Source organism: Pantoea sp. Lij88, from assembly GCF_030062155.1.
Classification (GTDB): domain Bacteria; phylum Pseudomonadota; class Gammaproteobacteria; order Enterobacterales; family Enterobacteriaceae; genus Pantoea.
In genome coordinates this window covers 573765-590932 of record NZ_CP118269.1, presented here as the reverse complement: position 1 = coordinate 590932, position 17168 = coordinate 573765, and the positions used below count along the sequence as shown (strand labels likewise).

Sequence of the window (17168 nt, the reverse complement as noted above, 5' to 3'; positions counted from 1 at the left end):
AGTATTTTATGTCTAAAGACACATCATCGGAACATTTGCGTGCTGAACTGAAAAACCTGGCTGATACCCTGGAAGAGGTGCTGAGCAGCAGCACTGAAAAATCCAAAGGCGAGCTGGATAAACTTCGCAGTAAAGCGCGTGATGCGCTAGATAGCTCACGTGAACGTCTGGGCGAATCAGGTGAACGCCTCGCTGCGACCACCCGTGAAGCGGCGCAGAAAGCTGAAGGCTACGTGCGTGAAAATCCATGGCATGGCGTGGGTATCGGTGCAGCGATTGGTGTCGCGCTCGGCATGCTCATTTCGCGTCGCTAACCATGGCTGACTCACAGCACAACCACGGCCCGGCTAAAGGGGTCATAAACATCGGCCAGCGTATTGTGACCACGCTGGTTGGCATGGTCGAGACGCGCGTTCGTCTGGCAGTGGTGGAACTGGAGCACGAGAAAGCTAACCTGATTCAGCTGCTGTTGATGGTTGGCCTGACAATGCTGTTCACTGCATTTGGTCTGATGAGCCTGATGGTTCTGATTATCTGGGCAGTGGATGCGCAATACCGTCTGATGGCTATTGGCATCACAACCGGCACGCTGTTCCTGCTGGCGGTCATTCTCGGACTCTGGACGCTTCACAAATCACGTCAGTCGACGCTGTTGAGCCACACGCGCAAAGAGCTGGAAACCGACCGTAATTTGCTTGAGGACCAGCGCTGATGAGCCGCCGCGAGCGTGAAGAACGCATCCATGAACTGCTTAAGCATGTGCAGCAGCAGCGGCTGGATTTAAGCGCTGCGCGGCGTGACTGGCTGGAAGGCACCGCCCACTACGATCGCGGCTGGTTTACTTTCCTCAGCTTACGTCGCTATCTGGCCATTGGCAGCAGCGCGCTGGCCGTCTACTCCATTCGCAGTCCGAGCAAGCTGTTACGCTGGGCAAAGCGGGGGTTCGGCGCCTGGAGTACCTGGCGCATGATCAAGTCTGCCCTGCCGCCGCGTTAATCCTGCTAAAAGCCGGTCCTGAAAAGGCCGGCTTTTCTTCATCAGATTTTCTGAAAAACACTGACAGTTTATCTCGCTTACAACCTTTCCACTCCGCGATTATCATCTCCAGCTATCAACCCAATGAATGCAGTATTGCTTTCAGCGGGCATAAACCCTGCGGGCAGCTTGCCCTGCATCCCTGATAGCGCTGGAGTAAATGATGAAAAAATTCGAAGACGTTGGTTTGTTAGTGGCTCGCATCCTGATGCCAATCCTGTTCATTACGGCCGGCTGGGGTAAAATCACCGGTTATGCAGGCACTCAGCAATACATGGAAGCGATGGGCGTCCCTGGCTTTATGCTGCCGCTGGTTATCCTGCTGGAATTTGGCGGCGGTCTGGCGATTCTGTTCGGTTTCCTGACCCGTTTCACTGCCCTGTTCACGGCTGGCTTCACTATCCTGACCGCGTTTCTGTTTCACAGTAACTTTGCCGAAGGCGTGAACCAGATTATGTTCATGAAGAACCTCTCTATCGCGGGTGGCTTCCTGGTGTTAGGTCTGGTGGGTCCGGGTGCATACAGCATCGATCGCCTGATCAGCAAAAGAAAACCACAGGCAGCGATTGCGCGCTAATCTCACATAAAGCGCAATGCCACATATACTTAGCAGGGCGGGGACATTTCCCCGCCCTGTTTGCATTGGAGCCATTATGGGACAGTTAATTGACGGTGTCTGGCATGACACCTGGTACGACACCAAATCTACAGGCGGACGTTTCAAACGTTCAGAGTCAGCCTTTCGCAACTGGGTGACGCCGGACGGCAGCGCCGGTCCGGTGGGTAAAGCGGGCTTCGCCGCTGAGCGCGATCGCTATCATCTTTATGTCTCGCTGGCCTGCCCCTGGGCGCACCGCACGCTGCTGATGCGTCAGTTGAAGGGCCTGGATAACATGATCGACGTCTCCGTGGTGCATCCGCTGATGCTGGAGAACGGCTGGACCTTCGATGATACCTTTGAGGCTGCGACGGGCGATAAGCTCTACCAGAACGAGTTCCTCTATCAGCTCTATCTGCACGCCGATCCGCAATACAGTGGCCGCGTGACCGTGCCGGTGTTGTGGGACAAACAGCAGAACACCATCGTCAGCAATGAGTCTGCCGATATCATCCGTATGTTTAATAGTGCGTTTGATGCAGTGGGTGCACGTGCCGGTGATTACTATCCCGCAGCGCTGCGCGAGAAGATTGATGAGCTGAATGGCTGGATCTACGACACCGTGAACAACGGTGTCTATAAATCGGGCTTCGCTACCTCGCAGTCCGCTTACGATGAGGCAGTGACGGCGCTGTTCCATTCGCTGTCGCGGCTGGAGCAGATTCTGGGCCAGCATCGCTATCTCACCGGCGATCAGCTGACCGAAGCGGATCTGCGTTTGTGGACCACGCTGGTCCGTTTCGATCCGGTCTATGTGACCCATTTTAAATGCGATCGTCACCGGATCAGCGACTACAGAAACCTCAGCGGTTTTCTGCGTGATATCTATCAGATGCCGGGCATTGCCGAGACGGTCAACCTGCCGCATATCCGCCATCATTACTACTGCAGCCACAAGACCATCAACCCGAGCGGCGTGATATCGCTGGGCCCGGCGTTTGACTGGGATGAGCCGCACGGCCGCGGTTAAAGCCTGTCTGTTGTTAGCGTCATAATGTAGAAACCCCGCCGAAGTGGGGTTTCAAACTGATGACGTTCTCGCATCAGAATGAATCTGGTCGCAATGACCAACTCAACATGCTGGGAACGGGGTCAGAAGAGGAAAGCGTCCCGCGCCATGGACAAAAACGCCGGGAGCGTTTTTGAACAACGCAACGCGTTGGCCCGGAAACGGGCGCACCTCAGGGATGAGGTGCGTAATCGCGCGGGCCGAGCGGCCAGGGATTGGCTTAAGCGACTTTCCGATCTGACCCTGTTTCCTGCGCATGCGCGATCTCAAAGCTAATCATCCATCGCACTCTTATATAAGAATATGTGTCGTGGACAGTCATTCATCGCTGCCTGCACCAGGCCCACAAAAGCAAAAACCCCGCCGAAGCGGGGTTTCTGGTAAAAAGTCGACGCTGACCGTTAAGCCGCGTTCTTTTCATAGAGAGCGTCGTGGACAGTCATTCATCGCTGCCCGCACAAGCCCCAAAAAGCAAAAACCCCGCCGAAGCGGGGTTTCTGGTAAAAAGTCGAAGCTGACCGTTAAGCCGGGTTCTGTCGTGGACAGTCATTCATCTAGGCCAGCAATCGCTCACTGGCTCAAGCAGCCTACCCGGGTTCAGTACGGGCCGTACCTTGTGAACCCCTATTTGGCCTTGCTCCGGGTGGAGTTTACCGTGCCACGAACTGTTGCCAGTCGCGCGGTGCGCTCTTACCGCACCCTTTCACCCTTACCTGATCCCATTTCTGGGCCATCGGCGGTTTGCTCTCTGTTGCACTGGTCGTAGGCTTGCGCCTCCCAGGCGTTACCTGGCACCCTGCCCTATGGAGCCCGGACTTTCCTCCCCTCTGCCCGTCTCCCCACAAGTGAGGACGACGACAAAGCGGCGACTGTCTGGTCAGCTTCGGCGCGGGATAATAGGACATTCGCCGGCATTTGTCACGCCTCTTGCTGCTCCAGCGCATACTTATAAAGGGCGTTCTTCTTCACGCTGTGGATCTCAGCGGTCAGCGCAGCCGCGCGTTTCAGCGGCAGCTCTTTTTGCAGCAGCGCCAGCGTACGCAGCGCATCGGCCGGTAGCGCGTCTTCATCATCGACTTTGTACCCTTCGACAATCAGCACCATCTCGCCTTTGCGGCGGTTCTCATCTTCTTTCACCCAGGCCAGCAGCTCGCCAACCGGCGCACCGAAAATCGACTCCCAGGTCTTGGTCAGCTCGCGCGCCAGCACCACATAGCGATCGGCGCCCAGCTCACTCACCATATCCTGCAGGCTGTCGAGTAAACGATGGGTTGATTCATAGAAAATCAGCGTGCGCGGCTCCTGCACCAGCGCCCGCAGCGCATCGCAACGGCCTTTGGTTTTGGCGGGCAGAAACCCTTCGTAACAGAAACGATCGGATGGCAGTCCTGCGGCACTTAACGCGGCAATCGCGGCACAGGCGCCCGGCAGCGGCACCACGCGGATGCCCGCTTCACGGCAGCGACGCACCAGATGGTAGCCCGGATCGTTAATCAGCGGCGTGCCAGCATCAGAAACTAAGGCTATGCTTTGACCCTCTTGCAGCTTCGTCAGCAGCAGCTCAGCCTTGTGCTGCTCGTTGTGGTCATGAAGTGAGAAGAGTCGCGCATTGATGGCGAAATGTTGTAGCAACAGCCCGGTATGACGTGTATCTTCCGCAGCGACCAGATCGACGCTCGAAAGCACCGTCAGCGCCCGCTGGGTGATATCACCCAAATTACCAATCGGGGTTGGAACGATGTAGAGCGTGCTGGCAGAAATCTCTGCCCGATCGAGTTGTTTCATTGTTTCATCCGAATTGCCGATTTAATATTGAGCATCTTGAAAAAAACATCACTGGATACAGTATGCTTCCTTCAAAAGTCGTTCGTCATAAAGCAGGACGCTTTCTGCCTGTCATTCTTGCTGGGCTGATTTTAGCCGCGTGTAGCGGTCAGAAGCCGCAAACCTCAGCCGTCAATATTCAGGGGCCAGTCACCGCCAGCTCCGCTTACTATCTGCAGCAAGCGCAGCAAAGCAGCGATGATAGCAAGACCGACTGGCAATTACTTGCAATCCGCGCCCTGTTGAAGGAAGGAAAGTATCCTGAAGCGACGCAGCAACTGAGCCAGTTGCCGCAGCAGCTTTCTGAGACGCAGCAACAGGAATCCCTGCTGCTGAAAGCGCAATTGCTGATTGCTCAGCAGAAGTTCGCCGATGTTCAGCCCGTGTTAGCGCAGGTGAAAACCGGCGCACTGTCGCAGGATCAGCTGGCGCGTTACTACAGCCTGCAGATTGCCAGCGCACAGGGTCGCCCTTCACTCTCGCTGCTGCGCAACTACATTGCCCAGGAGCCGCTGCTGAAAGGCACCGATCATCAGGGCAATATCGACGCCACCTGGCAGACGCTGACGCAGATGTCGCCGCAGGACGTCAGCAACCTGGTGATTAATGCAGACGAAAATGTGCTGCAGGGCTGGCTGGATCTGCTCGCGGTCTGGCGTGCCAATACCCAGGATGCTGAGATGCTCAAATCAGGCATTAAAGACTGGCAGACCCGCTATCCGCAGAACCCGGCGGCCAAAACGCTGCCGACCCAACTGAGCCAGATGCAGAACTACACCAAAGCCTCTACCAGCATCATCGCCCTGTTGCTGCCGCTGAATGGCCAGGCGCAGGTGTTCGCGAATGCGATTCAGAAAGGCTTTAACGACGCGAAGAATGGTATCACCGCGCCGGTCGCGCAGCCTGCTGCTGCCCAGCCCGCCGCCGCGGATGCAACCGCCAGCACGCAACCCGCTGCAGCCGCCGGCTCTTCTGCCGATCCGATCAGCGCGCCGCAGCAGTCTGCCGACACCACCTCACAGCCTCAGTCACAGCCACAATCTCAGCCTGCTGCTGCCGCACCGGCCAGCAACGCTCAGATCAAGGTCTATGACACCAGCAGCCAGCCGATTGAACAGGTGATGCAGCAGGCACAGCAGGATGGCGCCACTATCGTGGTTGGCCCACTGCTGAAAAGTAACGTTGAGAAGGTCGCTAACAGCCAGACGCCACTGAATGTGCTGGCGCTCAACGAGCCTGAGAAGATCCAGAACCATCCGAATATCTGCTACTTTGCGCTTTCTCCTGAAGACGAAGCGCGTGATGCCGCGCACCATATCTGGGATCAGGGCAAACGCCAGCCGCTGTTGCTGGTTCCGCGCAGCGGACTGGGCGATCGCGTCACCAACGCTTTTGCTCAGGAGTGGCAGAAACTGGGTGGCAGCACCGTTATGCAGCAGCGCTTTGGCTCGACCGCTGAGCTGAAACAGGGCATCAACAGCGGCGCGGGTATCAGCCTGTCAGGTACGCCGGTCAACGCTGCACCCGCTCAGCCTCAGGGCGTTTCGATTGCAGGCATGACCATTCCGGCACCGCAACAGAGCACGCCTGATGTGGTCAGCACCAGCAGCGGTGGCGGTGTCGATGCGGTTTACATCGTCTCCACGCAGGATGAACTGCAGCTGATTAAGCCGATGATCACCATGCGCACCGGCAGTCGCAGCAACATCTCGCTCTACGCCAGCTCGCGCAGCGCGCAGGCCGGTGCCGGCCCGGACTTCCGTCTGGAAATGGATGGCCTGCAGTTCAGCGATATTCCGCTGCTCTCCGGCAGCAACCCTGGCCTGATGCAGCAGACGTCGAAGTCATTCAACAATGACTACTCGCTGGTGCGCCTCTATGCCATGGGTATGGATGCCTGGACGCTGGCGAATCACTTCAACCAGATGCGTCAGTCTCCTGGCTTCACGCTGGATGGCAACACCGGCAAGCTCAGCGCCGACACGGATTGTGTGATCAACAGGAAGTTGACATGGAACCAGTATCGTCGGGGCGAAATCGCACCGGCCAACTAAATCGCCGACAGATTGGTGCCGGGCATGAAGACGATGCCCGGCGCTATCTGGAGCAGGCGGGCCTGATATGGGTCGCCAGTAATGTTCACTTTCGCAATGGTGAACTTGACCTGATTATGCGTGACGGGCACTGTTGGGTGTTTGTTGAAGTCCGCTACCGGCGCGATGCGCGTTATGGTGGCGCGCTCGCCAGCGTAACCCGGAATAAACAACAAAAGCTGCTGCGCGCTGCCGCTCTCTGGCTGGCGCAACGCGGCGGCAGTTTTGAAACAGTGAATTGCCGTTTCGACATCATCGCCATTACCGGCACGGCGCTCGAGTGGCTGCCGAATGCCTTTAATGCAGACGTTTAGAACCAGGTGGTCGTGTGCAGGAAAGAATTAAAGCGTGTTTTACCGAAAGTATTCAGACTCAGATTGCCGCAGCCGAGGCGTTGCCCGATGCCATCTCCCGCGCGGCCATGACGCTGGTGCAGTCATTACTGAATGGCAATAAAATCCTGAGCTGTGGCAACGGTGCCTCATCCGCTAATGCGCAGCACTTTGCCGCCAGCATGATCAACCGTTTCGAAACCGAGCGCCCCAGCTTACCGGCGCTGGCGTTAAGTGCCGACAACGTGATGCTGACCGCAATTGGTAACGATCGTCTGCACGATGAGATCTATGCCAAGCAGGTTCGCGCGCTGGGACACGCAGGTGATGTGTTGCTGGCTATCTCGACCCGGGGTAACACCCGTGACATCGTGAAGGCCGTAGAAGCGGCGGTAACACGCGATATGACTATCGTTGCGCTTACCGGGTATGATGGCGGAGAGCTCGCCGGACTGCTGGGGCCGCAGGATGTGGAAATCCGTATTCCGTCGCACCGCAGCGCCCGTATTCAGGAGATGCATATGCTGACCGTGAATTGCTTATGCGATCTGATCGATAACACTCTCTTTCCCCATCAGGAATGACCGAAGGAGCACGAATGAAAGCATTGAATGCTATAGCTATTCTGTTAACCGCCATGCTGCTGCAGGGCTGTGTCGCGGTCGTCGCTGGTGGCGCAGCCGTGGCCACCAAAACGGCCACCGATCCCCGCTCAGTGGGTACGCAGGTTGATGACGGCACGCTGGAGCTGCGCGTCACTAACGCGCTGGCTAAAGATCAGCAGATTAAAACCGATGCCCGCGTTGTCGCCACGGCCTATCAGGGCAAAGTGCTGCTGACCGGTCAGGCGCCTTCACAGGAGATCGCTAATCGTGCCAAACAGATCACCATGGGCGTTGATGGCGCAACCGAGGTCTATAACGAGATCCGCATCGGCCAGAAAGTGACGCTGGGCACCACGTCGTCTGACACCTGGATTACTACCAAAATCCGCTCGCAGCTGCTGGGCAGCGATCAGGTGAAATCCTCCAACGTGAAGGTGACGACGGAGAATGGTGAGGTGTTCCTGCTGGGTCTGGTGACACAACAGGAAGCGCAGGCTGCAGCTGATGTCGCCAGCCGCGTCAGTGGCGTGAAGCACGTCACCACCGCTTTTACCATGCTGAAGTAACGCGCTAAAACGCAAAAAAGGCGGCCATGGCCGCCTTTTTTTTGCCTGATTTTCAGACCGGAATGTCGATGACCAGCGCGCGGGTCGCAGTGCTGGCCTTCAGCTGCAACAGCTTCTCTTCCTGCACAAACGCGCCATCACCACAGCCCAGCTTTTCCTGATGATCCGTGCCGGACATCGCCTCCAGCGAACCATGAATCGACTGCAGATAGGCTCGCGGCCCCTGTATCCGCAGCGCGTGCTGCTCACCCGGAGCCAGCTCCACCTGATGAATCCACACCTGCTGACGCAGTTGCAGGCTGTCGTCCACACCATCCGGCGAGGCGATCAGCTGAGACAAGCGGCTTTCCGTCAGGGCAATTTTCTGCATCCGTGGATTTTCGCGCTCCGGACAGGCGGCCAGCCACAGCTGCATGCGCGTCAGCGGGCGATCTTTGCTCAGGTTGATTTCGGTGTAACTTACCCCCTGCTGGGCAGAGAGCAGCAGCGCCTCCCCTTCCCGCAAGCTGATGGTGTTACCTTCGCTGTCGCGGTATTCGGCTTCACCCTGCAGCACAATATTCAGCACATCAACCTGCGGATAGGTACGCGGCTGAAAAGCCGCACCCGGTGCCAGCACTTCCTGGTTCAGAACACGCAGCGATGCGTAACCCATCAGTTCAGGATCAAAATAGTGGCCAAAAGAGAAACTGTAGCGGCCCTGCAACCAGCCGAAATCGGCCTGGCCACATGCCGACGCACTGCGTGTTGTTATCATTATTTACCTCCGGCATCCGGTGACGAGGATCGGCCACGGACTTTATGCACCTATGGTAAAAGTCTGGACGCCGGATTGTTAGCCAGTTAATCTGCCCGGCATGTTCAAATTTCCTGACAGAGAACCGGGATGGCTAAAGAGCGTGCGTTAACCCTTGAATCTTTACGCGTTATGGATGCGATTGATCGACGTGGCAGTTTTGCAGCGGCAGCAGATGAGCTGGGGCGCGTGCCTTCTGCCCTCAGCTACACGATGCAAAAGCTGGAAGAGGAGCTGGATGTGGTGCTGTTTGACCGCTCCGGTCACCGCACTAAATTTACCAACGTGGGACGCATGCTGCTGGAGCGTGGCCGGGTGCTGCTGGAAGCCGCCGATAAGCTCACTACTGATGCGGAAGCGCTGGCACGTGGCTGGGAAACTCATCTGACTATCGTCACCGAAGCGCTGGTGCCCATTGATGCACTCTTTCCGCTGGTGACCCGTCTGGCGGATAAAGCCAATACGCAATTTTCGCTGGTCACGGAAGTGCTGGCGGGCGCGTGGGAACGACTGGAACAGGGCCGTGCCGATATCGTGATTGCTCCCGATATGCACTTCCGCGCCTCCACCGAGATCAATACCCGCAAGCTCTACACCATGATGAGCGTCTATGTGGCCAGTGCTGACCATCCGATTCATAACGAGCCTGAACCACAGTCAGAAGTGACGCGGGTGAAGTACCGGGGTATTGCGGTGGCAGATACCGCGCGTGAGCGCCCGGTGCTGACCGTGCAGTTGCTGGATAAGCAGCAGCGTCTGACCGTGAGCAGCATGGATGATAAGCGCCGTGCGCTGCTGGCAGGCCTGGGCGTGGCGACCATGCCCTATTCACTGGTGGAGCAGGATATCGCGGAAGGCCGCCTGCGGGTGGTGAGTCCGGAATATACCCGCGAGGTCGATATTATTATGGCGTGGCGGCGTGACAGCATGGGCGAAGCCAAATCCTGGTGCCTGCGTGAGATCCCCCGCCTGCTGGCGAAGAAAAACTAAGATTAAGGACGGCTCAGGCAATCCATCGCCACCTCGCGGAAGCTGTTGAAATCGGTGCTGTCCCGCAGTCGGGTCATCGCCCTTTCACGCAGGAACGTCACAAACAGATCGTATATCGCCATCGCCTCTTCATATTCACTTTTGCTGATCGCCAGCAGGAAGATGACATAGGCGGTATCGTCTCCCCATGGGATGCCGTGCGGCGCCAGCACGGTATACACCACGGTTTTCTTTGCCAGCAGCCCCAGCGAGTGCGGCAGCGCAATGCCTTCACCCAGCATAGTGCTGACAATCGCTTCGCGCTCTTCGACTGACGGATAGAACGCCGCATCCACAAAGCCCTCCTCCTGCAGCTGATCGCACAGCTGGCGGAACAGCTCAGACCGGGTCATCGGCGTGTCGACGATATGAAAGTGCTGTGCATCAAAAAATTTCGCCAACATGTAGGGCCGCGTCCGGTCGACCAGCACCAGCTTACCAATCTGCTCCAGCTGAAAACCGGTGGGAAACGGTGACATCACTACCACCGGTTTCTCTTTTTCGCTGAGCCGGATGGTGGAGATGACAAAATCCTCGTCGATGCGGCTGCGCGCCTCATACTCGCGCTGTGACAGACGCGCCGTGACCTGCAGCTGCGGATATTTACGCAGCAGCATCGCCTCAATCATCCGCAGCGTTGAGTTACCGCTGTCGCACACCAGCAGCACCTGCGGATGACGCTGATAGCCCACGTCATAGTGGCGCTCCAGCCCGACACCGATATGCAGCACCAGAAAGCCAATCTCGTTTTCGGTGATCACATAGGGGGTATATTTTCCCCAGCTGGTGACCGCCGCCAGGGTGACATCGTAGGCCATGGGATAGTGCTGTTTGATGTTACTCAGCAGCGGGTTAGGAATATGAATCTGATAGCGCACCCGGGTGATCATGGTTTTGATGTGGGTGAGCAGATCGGCACGCAGCTGCTGATCGTTTTGCAGATTGAAGTTGTAGTGCGTGTTGATAAAGCTGAGCAGGTAATCCACCAGCGCGTCGGCGTCATCCGCATTGATGGCGCTGGGGGCGATCGCCTGAATGCGCCGCGCGGCGATGTTGACCCGCAGCCAGTTCTCTTCTGCCGGTGAAATCGGTTTGCTGACCAGCGGACGCATCAGGTTAATCAGCTGATGCGCCGCTTCCCGCACCTCATCGCCAATCTCCTCGGCTCCCGGATCGTTAAGCGGATAGCCTTCGCTGATGCGCCGTACCGCCACGGCGCAGTAGAGCCGCAGATAACGTTCGCCCTCATCGCTAAGGCGAATGTTGTGCTGCGCAAAACAGCTTTGCAGCAGCGGACGCAGCGTCTCCAGCATGCCGCTGTTGAGCGCTTCAATTGTCAGCAGCGGACTCTCTGGCTGCGCCTGATCGATTTGCCATAACAGGTCGGTGAGGCAGGTCCGAATCGCCACTTCGCTGCCGAACAGCTTCATACCGTAATGGGGCTTGCTCTCAATGGTGAGGTGATAGCGCCCCAGCCATTCGCGCACTTCTGCCATATCGTTCTGCAGGGTGGCGCGGCTGACAAACCACTCTTCCGCCAGCTCTTCCAGTTTCAGGGAATAGGCGGCGGTGAGAAAGCGGGTCAGCAGATAGCGAACCCGATCCGGCGAGGTGCGCGGCACCCGCAGCGGCGACGCGGTATGCTGCTGCAGATGCTGAAAACGCTGAGCATCCTCAATCTTCAGCTGATAGCCCGCGCCACGGCTCAGGATAAACTGCGCGCCATGCTCTGCCAGCAGCGCATTGAGCGCCGTGATATCGGTGCGCACGGTGCGTGTCGAGACGGCAAAACGCCGCGCCAGCTCGTCCTGAGGCAGCGTTTCGTTTTGCAGGGCATCGAACAGTTGCGCAAGGCGCTGATTGGGAAATCTCACAAGCGTTACCTGTTTGCTGACAGAAAGTGGAAAGATCAGCCTACGGCGATCGTCACGCAACGTCCATGTTGCGCGATCTGCCTGTTACAGGCAGATCGTGTCGATCATCAGGCCAGCAGGGTTTTACAGGTGGCCAGTAGCTGCTTCACATCGTCAATGCGGGTCTCTCCACTGGCTTTGTCGATGATCGAACTGTAGACGTGCGGGATCACTTTGCTGACGCCCGCTTCCAGCGCAATACGCACGATCTCGCCGAAATTTTCGAGATCGATACCGCCGGTAGGCTCCAGCCAGAAATCCTGTTTTGCACAGGCTTCCGCCACCGCGCGGTACTCATCCACCGCCTGCAGACCGCCCATCGGAAAATATTTCACCGAGCTGCCGCCCATATCCTGCAGCATAGCGATCGCCGTTGCGATGGGTACGATCCCATCCCGCTGCTTTGCGCTGCGCGGTCCGGTCGAGATTTTCACCTGACCCGGCGTGCCGGTGGGCGAGATCAGACCGTTCACTATCGTCTGTGACTGGCCCAGCAGCGCACGACTGGTGGCGACGCCGGTAAAGACCTGGTTCACATGCTGCGGTTGCAGCACCGCCGAAATCTCACTCACCATCTGTGACTGTTCAGGATCGCCCGCGCCCAGCCCCACCGAGAGCGCATTATCGATCAGCGCGGCATAGTCGCGCATATCCGCGATAGCGGCCTCATTGCTGGCGTAGTTTTTCGACAGCACGCCGACCAGCACATGCCCTTCTGCAGCCTGCCAGATGGCGCGTGCGTTCTCTTTCGATCCCGCCAGGACGTTAAGGCAGAGACGATCCTGATAGAAATTGGGTGTCAGCGTCATGCGTGTTTCTCTCCGTTTAACAGTGCCTGAATGCGGGTGAAAATCGTGTGCAGTTGATCGGCGCTGACGCTGCGCACGTCAGCCTCAATGATCCCCTCGTTGGCTTTGTAGCCCCGGAAGTAGATCGCGACGTCGCCCTTTTTCAGCGCCTGCACCAGATCGCCGGTGCGCTGCTGGATTGTGGCTTCGTCGAACTTAATCTCAGCGCGGGCGATGTCGCGTCCGGCGGCATCCCACACGATGCGGGCCGTCACGCCAGTCAGGCTGTTGAGCTGCTCAATAAACGGCGTCATTTTTTCCACCATCTGCGCGCCGCTGATTTTTGGCTGCGACAGATAGTTTTCAATCGCCTGGGTTAGCCCCAGAATCCCCTCTTTGCCCACTTTCATCGCGCGGCCTATGCCGTTGGTCTGGCGTTTAACCCACTCAACGTACTGGTGTCTGCCAATGACCAGCCCGCTGGTCGGCCCTTCAATCGCTTTCGCACCGCTGTAGATCACCAGATCGGCGCCCGCCTGGTAGTAGCATTGCAGATCCTCTTCTGCTGCCGCATCGACGATCAGCGGAAGGCCATGCTCACGCGCAACCGCCGCAGCCTGCGCGACATCGAGATGGCTCTTCTGCACGCAGTGATGCGATTTCACATAGAGGATCGCCGCAGTCTGTGGCGTGATCGCCGCCGCCAGCTGGGCGGGTGAACACTCGTTGCTGTAACCGGCTTCCACCAGTTGTCCGCCGCCCAGTGCCACCATGCTGCCGACCGGTGCGCCATAGTTCACGTTGTGGCCTTTCGGCACCACAATCTGGTGCGGGACGGTGAGCGGCGCGGCGTGCAGGTTGTCCACCAGCCAGTCGTTGTCTTTCACAATCACCGCCGCCACGCACTGGGCGATACCGGCCGAGGCGCAGGAGACCACCAGCGCGCTCTCTACCTTCAACAGACCGGCGATATAAGCCCCGGTCTTATCCACCAGATCTTTCATTTCGAAGTAGTGATCGAGGCCATACTTCACCGTATCGATCACGTCACTTGATGGCGTCGAAACGCCGAGGATTGTCATACGGCCAGAGGCGTTAATTACCGGCTTCAGGCCATACTTTTCATAAACCGAGGTCATACGCTATTCCTTCTTCTGTCGCGATCCACGAACCAGCAACCACGGCCGCCAGCGGAACCAGATGCTTCTCACCGGTGACCTCTTCACCTTCTGAATCGATGAAGGGCCGGGCTTCCTCTTTCACGCTAAAAACAGTCAGGTCGGCGTCGTAGCCGACTTTCAACTGGCCTTTGCGCTGCAGGCGCAGTCCTGCGGCCGCGTTAACCGTGACGCAGTCGATCACCTGCGACAGCGTCATGCCGACGCTGAAGAATTTCGACATCACATGTGCCAGGTTGTGAACCGGCCCGGCCAGACGATTGCGGCAGTAGATGTCAGAACTGATGGTGTCGGGCAGGATGCCCTTCGCAATCGCCACGCGGGCGACTTCAAAACTGAAACTGGCGCTGCCGTGGCCGACATCGAGTTTTACACCTCGCGCGATAGCATGTCTGACCGCCGCTTTGAGTTCGCCCTGCGGCGTCAGGATACGGTTGGGTTTGCCATTAAAGCAGTGCGTGATGATGTCGCCCGTGGTCAGCAGATCGGCAATCTGATCGAGATTGGGGGGATTATTGCCAATGTGAACCATCAGCGGCAGACCGCCGTTCTCCTGCTGGATCGCTTTGGCTTTAATCAGCGGCTGCACGCCATTCTGACCGACCACGCTGCTGCTGATGCGCGCCTTAAGGCCGACAATAAAATCGGGCAGTCGCGCCACGGCCTGCTGCACCGCCTCGCCATCGATCTGCGTCATGTCGGCCAGCTCATTCTGAGTGACGATGCCGGTACGGGCGATATTAATCAGCGCATAGACCTGCGTCTGCGCCGCGCGCGTCAGCCGGTAGAAATCATCAATGTGTTCTGCGCCGGTGCTGCCTGCATCGACAACCGTGGTAACGCCATGCGCCACGCCAATTGCGTCCGCTTCATCATGATAAATCGGTGATTTGGGATAGCAGTGAACGTGGGAGTCGATCCAGCCAGCGCTGACGTAGTAGCGGCCAGCCAGATCGCGTTCGCGTCGGGCCTTGCCCTGCACGTTGCCCACGACGGCGATGCGGCCATCCTGCAGCGCAATATCGACCACCTGCTCATCGCAGAGTCTTGCTGCGCGGATAATCAAGTCGTACATGGTTTCTCCTTAACGGCAGCCCGCTGCCGGGCTGCCGGTGAGATTCAGAGAGCAATCGGGAACAGCGCCCCCAGGATCATCGCGCCGAGGATCGCGCCGCCGGTAATCGGCTTGTTCCAGAGATAGAACAGCAGCGCACCCAGCAGCGAACCCAGACCAATCGGAATGGAGGCCGCCATAGCGGACAGGATGATCAGCGGCCCCAGGAAGCGGCCCGAAGCATTGCCCGCACCCATCATCACGTCTGCGCCGTAGGTCGAGTCGCTCTGATTGATGGTGAATTTACGCGCCAGAATAATCAGGTAGCCAATCGCCACGCCGATCACCAGACCCGTCGCCAGCGAGGCTGCGAAGTTCGCCACCGGGAAGACGATGCCCGAACCCAGCAGCAGTGCCGGAACACCCAGCCCCACGCCGGTCTGAATCGCGCCGCCGATATCCAGAATGCCCACCAGCGAGCCTTCGATAATGCGGGCGAACAGGAAGCTGGCACCGAAGGCAGCGACCGCGCCGTAGACGCCGGTCTCCATCCCTGCGCGCAGCATCGACACAAACGCCACTTCATTAAACGCGCCGATGCCATAGAGGTAATACATGTGGGTCCCGGCAAAGACACCCGAGGAGAGCAGGCCAACAAAGATCGGGAAAGACCAGTCGGCGTACCAGAAGCCTTTATTTTCGTTCATCGCATCGCCTCTTATTTGCCGCTGACAGAGTTATGGATCATGTCGAGCCAGCCGGGAATGCCGAGCTGGAAGGACTGCAGCAGCTTCATGTCGAAACCACGGAAGAAGCCGCTCAGCACAAACAGCAGCACGATCGCGGTCATCATCACTTTGGTGACCCGGTTCCAGCCGCTCTCTTCCACGCCTTTACCGATCAGGATACCCAGCACCAGTCCCGGCACGGCGTTGCCCATGATGAGCTGCGCCAGACCGCCAAAAATGGTGGCCCAGAAACCTGACTTTTTGCCTGCGTCGATCGCCGCCAGCCAGAAGATTACCGGCATGACGGTGTTGACCAGCAGGTTAGCGGCGGGCACCAGCACTTTGACCGCCGTAACCTGCAGCGCCGCGGGAACCGCCGAGGCGGTGGAGTTGAGGAAAGCGACCACGATCATGCCGATGATGCCGCAGGCGATGGCCATTTTTTTCGGGTCATGCAGCGTCTCCGCCACATTACGGTTTTTCACCATCAGGGCAGCCGCACCCCAGTTTGGAATGATGCGATGATCCACATCCTGCGTGAATGAACCGGCTGCGACAGACGATGCCCAGGCATTGAAAAAGAAGCCAAGACCAAAGGAGAAGTGGGAGGCCGGATCGCCTTCGCACGAGTTCAGCTCGCCCAGCGTACGAAAGGCGCCCATGCCCTGGGTGGTCGGCGCGTGGAACATGCGCGCAGCGCCCGCTCCGACGCCAACCCCGACCAGCCCGCCAATGATCAACGACTTAAACAAAATGATTAAAAACATGTTGTTGTACCTTGTTGTCGTTTTTACCCGTGACACCGCAGGCCGCCGCATCGCCCCGGCCTGAGCGACGCGCTATCGCGACAGCTGAGATTCGGGCAGGTGGCGGGCTGATGTGAACAGGTTCTGTTTTATGATGCCGCCGTGAACGTCACCTGTTCGGTGTCGAAAACGGTGACGCTGACGGTGATCTCCAGCGTGACGCTGAAGCTCCTCCGCTGGCGCGCCAGAAAGAAGAAGAGGAACTTCTCGGTTTTGACGCTCTCCTGCGCGCGCAGCACCCGGACATCCTGAGGTTCAATGCGCAGCAGAATTTTTTGCGTCGCGCGCAGAACCTGGTTCTGCACCCGACTCAGGGCATCGGCAAAGGCTTTCGCTTTGGTGTCGCCTTTGCCCTCAACCGTCACCTGGGTAACGTATTGTTCTTTCATAATCAGCTGCCGTGCTTCTTGTTCCAGGCCTGCACCAGCCGCTCGCCTAACTCTTCTTTATCCATAAAGCCGAAGCCCAGCACGGTGGCACCTTCATTAATGGCGGTAACGCCTTCATCGACAGAGCGCATGCCATGTTTAGCTTTGTAGCCATATTTGTTCTGCGCGGTAATGGCACCTGCGCCGCCGCTGCCGCAGAACGAGATGCCGAAATCGGCGTTTTCTGCCTTCATCACGTCACCCAGCTTCATGTCAGCCGCCACGCCTGGCACCACAACGGCACGGCCGCCCGCTTTTTCGATGCCCGCTGCCACTTTCTGGCCCTTACCTAAACGATCGCCAATCACTACTGTTACCATGTTGTG

The 17168-nt window shown here is 57.9% G+C and carries 20 protein-coding genes and 1 other RNA gene; 10 read left to right on the top strand and 11 right to left on the bottom strand.

Annotated features, from left to right (window positions below; all coding sequences use genetic code 11):
* The first annotated feature begins 8 nt into the window (after positions 1-8).
* From PU624_RS06730 to PU624_RS06710, 5 genes are all read left to right on the top strand, one after another.
* Complete coding sequence (locus PU624_RS06730) at positions 9-314, top strand: ElaB/YgaM/YqjD family protein (protein WP_283547024.1); 306 nt, start codon at positions 9-11, stop codon at positions 312-314.
* A 2-nt stretch (positions 315-316) separates the two neighbouring features.
* Complete coding sequence (locus tag PU624_RS06725; protein ID WP_283547023.1) at positions 317-712, top strand: phage holin family protein; 396 nt, start codon at positions 317-319, stop codon at positions 710-712.
* Complete coding sequence (locus PU624_RS06720) at positions 712-996, top strand: YqjK-like family protein (RefSeq protein WP_033733988.1); 285 nt, start codon at positions 712-714, stop codon at positions 994-996. Before PU624_RS06725 ends, PU624_RS06720 begins: the two co-directional genes overlap by 1 nt.
* 202 nt (positions 997-1198) lie before the next feature.
* Positions 1199-1612 carry a DoxX family protein gene (locus tag PU624_RS06715; protein ID WP_283547944.1) on the top strand — a complete coding sequence of 138 codons (414 nt, stop codon included), beginning with the start codon at positions 1199-1201 and terminating at the stop codon, positions 1610-1612.
* 76 nt (positions 1613-1688) lie between these two features.
* On the top strand, positions 1689-2663 hold the full coding sequence (locus PU624_RS06710; protein ID WP_283547022.1) for a glutathione S-transferase family protein: 975 nt from the start codon (positions 1689-1691) through the stop codon (positions 2661-2663).
* A gap of 545 nt (positions 2664-3208) precedes the next feature.
* Here PU624_RS06710 and rnpB read toward each other — a convergent pair.
* Together rnpB and rsmI are read right to left on the bottom strand one after the other, a co-directional pair.
* An RNA gene (gene rnpB / locus PU624_RS06705) (RNase P RNA component class A) lies at positions 3209-3587 on the bottom strand.
* 33 nt (positions 3588-3620) lie between these two features.
* Entirely contained in the window at positions 3621-4487 is an 867-nt protein-coding gene (gene rsmI / locus PU624_RS06700) for a 16S rRNA (cytidine(1402)-2'-O)-methyltransferase (RefSeq protein WP_283547021.1), read from the bottom strand.
* Between the two features lie 62 nt (positions 4488-4549).
* Here rsmI and PU624_RS06695 point away from each other — a divergent pair, with 62 nt between their 5' ends.
* From PU624_RS06695 to dolP, 4 genes are read left to right on the top strand one after another with little or no spacing between them, the layout of a single operon-like run.
* Positions 4550-6580: a penicillin-binding protein activator gene (locus PU624_RS06695; RefSeq protein ID WP_283547020.1), complete on the top strand. Its 2031-nt coding sequence runs from the start codon at positions 4550-4552 to the stop codon at positions 6578-6580.
* A complete protein-coding gene (locus tag PU624_RS06690; RefSeq protein ID WP_140034121.1) occupies positions 6538-6933 on the top strand; it encodes a YraN family protein in 396 nt (131 codons plus the stop codon). The genes PU624_RS06695 and PU624_RS06690 overlap by 43 nt, the downstream gene beginning before the upstream one ends.
* A 14-nt stretch (positions 6934-6947) precedes the next feature.
* Positions 6948-7535 carry a DnaA initiator-associating protein DiaA gene (gene diaA, locus PU624_RS06685; protein WP_003855538.1) on the top strand — a complete coding sequence of 196 codons (588 nt, stop codon included), beginning with the start codon at positions 6948-6950 and terminating at the stop codon, positions 7533-7535.
* A gap of 14 nt (positions 7536-7549) precedes the next feature.
* Positions 7550-8122, top strand: coding sequence for a division/outer membrane stress-associated lipid-binding lipoprotein (dolP, locus tag PU624_RS06680; protein ID WP_008925774.1), 573 nt, complete (start codon positions 7550-7552; stop codon positions 8120-8122).
* Positions 8123-8174: 52 nt separating this feature from the next.
* Here the strand turns inward: dolP and PU624_RS06675 are convergent, their stop codons facing one another.
* Complete coding sequence (locus tag PU624_RS06675; protein ID WP_283547019.1) at positions 8175-8879, bottom strand: pirin family protein; 705 nt, start codon at positions 8877-8879, stop codon at positions 8175-8177.
* A gap of 129 nt (positions 8880-9008) precedes the next feature.
* Between PU624_RS06675 and PU624_RS06670 the strand changes: the two genes are divergently transcribed.
* The gene (locus tag PU624_RS06670) at positions 9009-9908 is read left to right on the top strand and encodes a LysR family transcriptional regulator (RefSeq protein WP_013359142.1); all 900 of its coding nucleotides are present in this window, start codon (positions 9009-9011) and stop codon (positions 9906-9908) included.
* A gap of 2 nt (positions 9909-9910) precedes the next feature.
* Here PU624_RS06670 and PU624_RS06665 read toward each other — a convergent pair whose 3' ends face one another.
* From PU624_RS06665 to PU624_RS06630, 8 genes are all read right to left on the bottom strand, one after another.
* A complete protein-coding gene (locus PU624_RS06665; RefSeq protein WP_283547018.1) occupies positions 9911-11821 on the bottom strand; it encodes a BglG family transcription antiterminator in 1911 nt (636 codons plus the stop codon).
* 107 nt (positions 11822-11928) lie between these two features.
* A complete protein-coding gene (gene dagF, locus PU624_RS06660; RefSeq protein WP_283547017.1) occupies positions 11929-12669 on the bottom strand; it encodes a 2-dehydro-3-deoxy-phosphogluconate aldolase in 741 nt (246 codons plus the stop codon).
* The gene (locus PU624_RS06655) at positions 12666-13787 is read right to left on the bottom strand and encodes a DgaE family pyridoxal phosphate-dependent ammonia lyase (protein ID WP_283547016.1); all 1122 of its coding nucleotides are present in this window, start codon (positions 13785-13787) and stop codon (positions 12666-12668) included. The genes dagF and PU624_RS06655 overlap by 4 nt, the downstream gene beginning before the upstream one ends.
* The gene (locus tag PU624_RS06650) at positions 13771-14901 is read right to left on the bottom strand and encodes an amidohydrolase/deacetylase family metallohydrolase (RefSeq protein WP_283547015.1); all 1131 of its coding nucleotides are present in this window, start codon (positions 14899-14901) and stop codon (positions 13771-13773) included. The genes PU624_RS06655 and PU624_RS06650 overlap by 17 nt, the downstream gene beginning before the upstream one ends.
* A gap of 44 nt (positions 14902-14945) precedes the next feature.
* The gene (locus tag PU624_RS06645) at positions 14946-15587 is read right to left on the bottom strand and encodes a DUF4310 family protein (protein WP_283547014.1); all 642 of its coding nucleotides are present in this window, start codon (positions 15585-15587) and stop codon (positions 14946-14948) included.
* An 11-nt stretch (positions 15588-15598) separates the two neighbouring features.
* Positions 15599-16375, bottom strand: a complete 777-nt coding sequence (locus tag PU624_RS06640) for a DUF4311 domain-containing protein (RefSeq protein WP_008925780.1) — start codon at positions 16373-16375, stop codon at positions 15599-15601.
* 128 nt (positions 16376-16503) lie between these two features.
* Positions 16504-16803: a DUF4312 family protein gene (locus PU624_RS06635; RefSeq protein ID WP_137241187.1), complete on the bottom strand. Its 300-nt coding sequence runs from the start codon at positions 16801-16803 to the stop codon at positions 16504-16506.
* A gap of 2 nt (positions 16804-16805) precedes the next feature.
* Positions 16806-17162, bottom strand: a complete 357-nt coding sequence (locus tag PU624_RS06630) for an SFCGS family glycine-rich protein (RefSeq protein WP_010256477.1) — start codon at positions 17160-17162, stop codon at positions 16806-16808.
* Positions 17163-17168 lie beyond the last annotated feature (6 nt).

Bases quoted from the DNA above. Each gene is read 5' to 3' on its own strand.
- PU624_RS06690 (WP_140034121.1), top strand. From the start codon at position 6,538: ATGGAACCAGTATCGTCGGGGCGAAATCGCACCGGCCAACTAAATCGC.
- PU624_RS06720 (WP_033733988.1), top strand. From the start codon at position 712: ATGAGCCGCCGCGAGCGTGAAGAACGCATCCATGAACTGCTTAAGCAT.
- PU624_RS06645 (WP_283547014.1), bottom strand. From the start codon at position 15,587: ATGAACGAAAATAAAGGCTTCTGGTACGCCGACTGGTCTTTCCCGATC.
- rsmI (WP_283547021.1), bottom strand. From the start codon at position 4,487: ATGAAACAACTCGATCGGGCAGAGATTTCTGCCAGCACGCTCTACATC.
- PU624_RS06640 (WP_008925780.1), bottom strand. From the start codon at position 16,375: ATGTTTTTAATCATTTTGTTTAAGTCGTTGATCATTGGCGGGCTGGTC.
- PU624_RS06710 (WP_283547022.1), top strand. From the start codon at position 1,689: ATGGGACAGTTAATTGACGGTGTCTGGCATGACACCTGGTACGACACC.
- PU624_RS06730 (WP_283547024.1), top strand. From the start codon at position 9: ATGTCTAAAGACACATCATCGGAACATTTGCGTGCTGAACTGAAAAAC.
- PU624_RS06670 (WP_013359142.1), top strand. From the start codon at position 9,009: ATGGCTAAAGAGCGTGCGTTAACCCTTGAATCTTTACGCGTTATGGAT.
- PU624_RS06650 (WP_283547015.1), bottom strand. From the start codon at position 14,901: ATGTACGACTTGATTATCCGCGCAGCAAGACTCTGCGATGAGCAGGTG.
- PU624_RS06695 (WP_283547020.1), top strand. From the start codon at position 4,550: ATGCTTCCTTCAAAAGTCGTTCGTCATAAAGCAGGACGCTTTCTGCCT.
- PU624_RS06725 (WP_283547023.1), top strand. From the start codon at position 317: ATGGCTGACTCACAGCACAACCACGGCCCGGCTAAAGGGGTCATAAAC.
- dagF (WP_283547017.1), bottom strand. From the start codon at position 12,669: ATGACGCTGACACCCAATTTCTATCAGGATCGTCTCTGCCTTAACGTC.
- PU624_RS06715 (WP_283547944.1), top strand. From the start codon at position 1,199: ATGAAAAAATTCGAAGACGTTGGTTTGTTAGTGGCTCGCATCCTGATG.
- PU624_RS06630 (WP_010256477.1), bottom strand. From the start codon at position 17,162: ATGGTAACAGTAGTGATTGGCGATCGTTTAGGTAAGGGCCAGAAAGTG.
- PU624_RS06675 (WP_283547019.1), bottom strand. From the start codon at position 8,879: ATGATAACAACACGCAGTGCGTCGGCATGTGGCCAGGCCGATTTCGGC.
- dolP (WP_008925774.1), top strand. From the start codon at position 7,550: ATGAAAGCATTGAATGCTATAGCTATTCTGTTAACCGCCATGCTGCTG.
- PU624_RS06655 (WP_283547016.1), bottom strand. From the start codon at position 13,787: ATGACCTCGGTTTATGAAAAGTATGGCCTGAAGCCGGTAATTAACGCC.
- PU624_RS06635 (WP_137241187.1), bottom strand. From the start codon at position 16,803: ATGAAAGAACAATACGTTACCCAGGTGACGGTTGAGGGCAAAGGCGAC.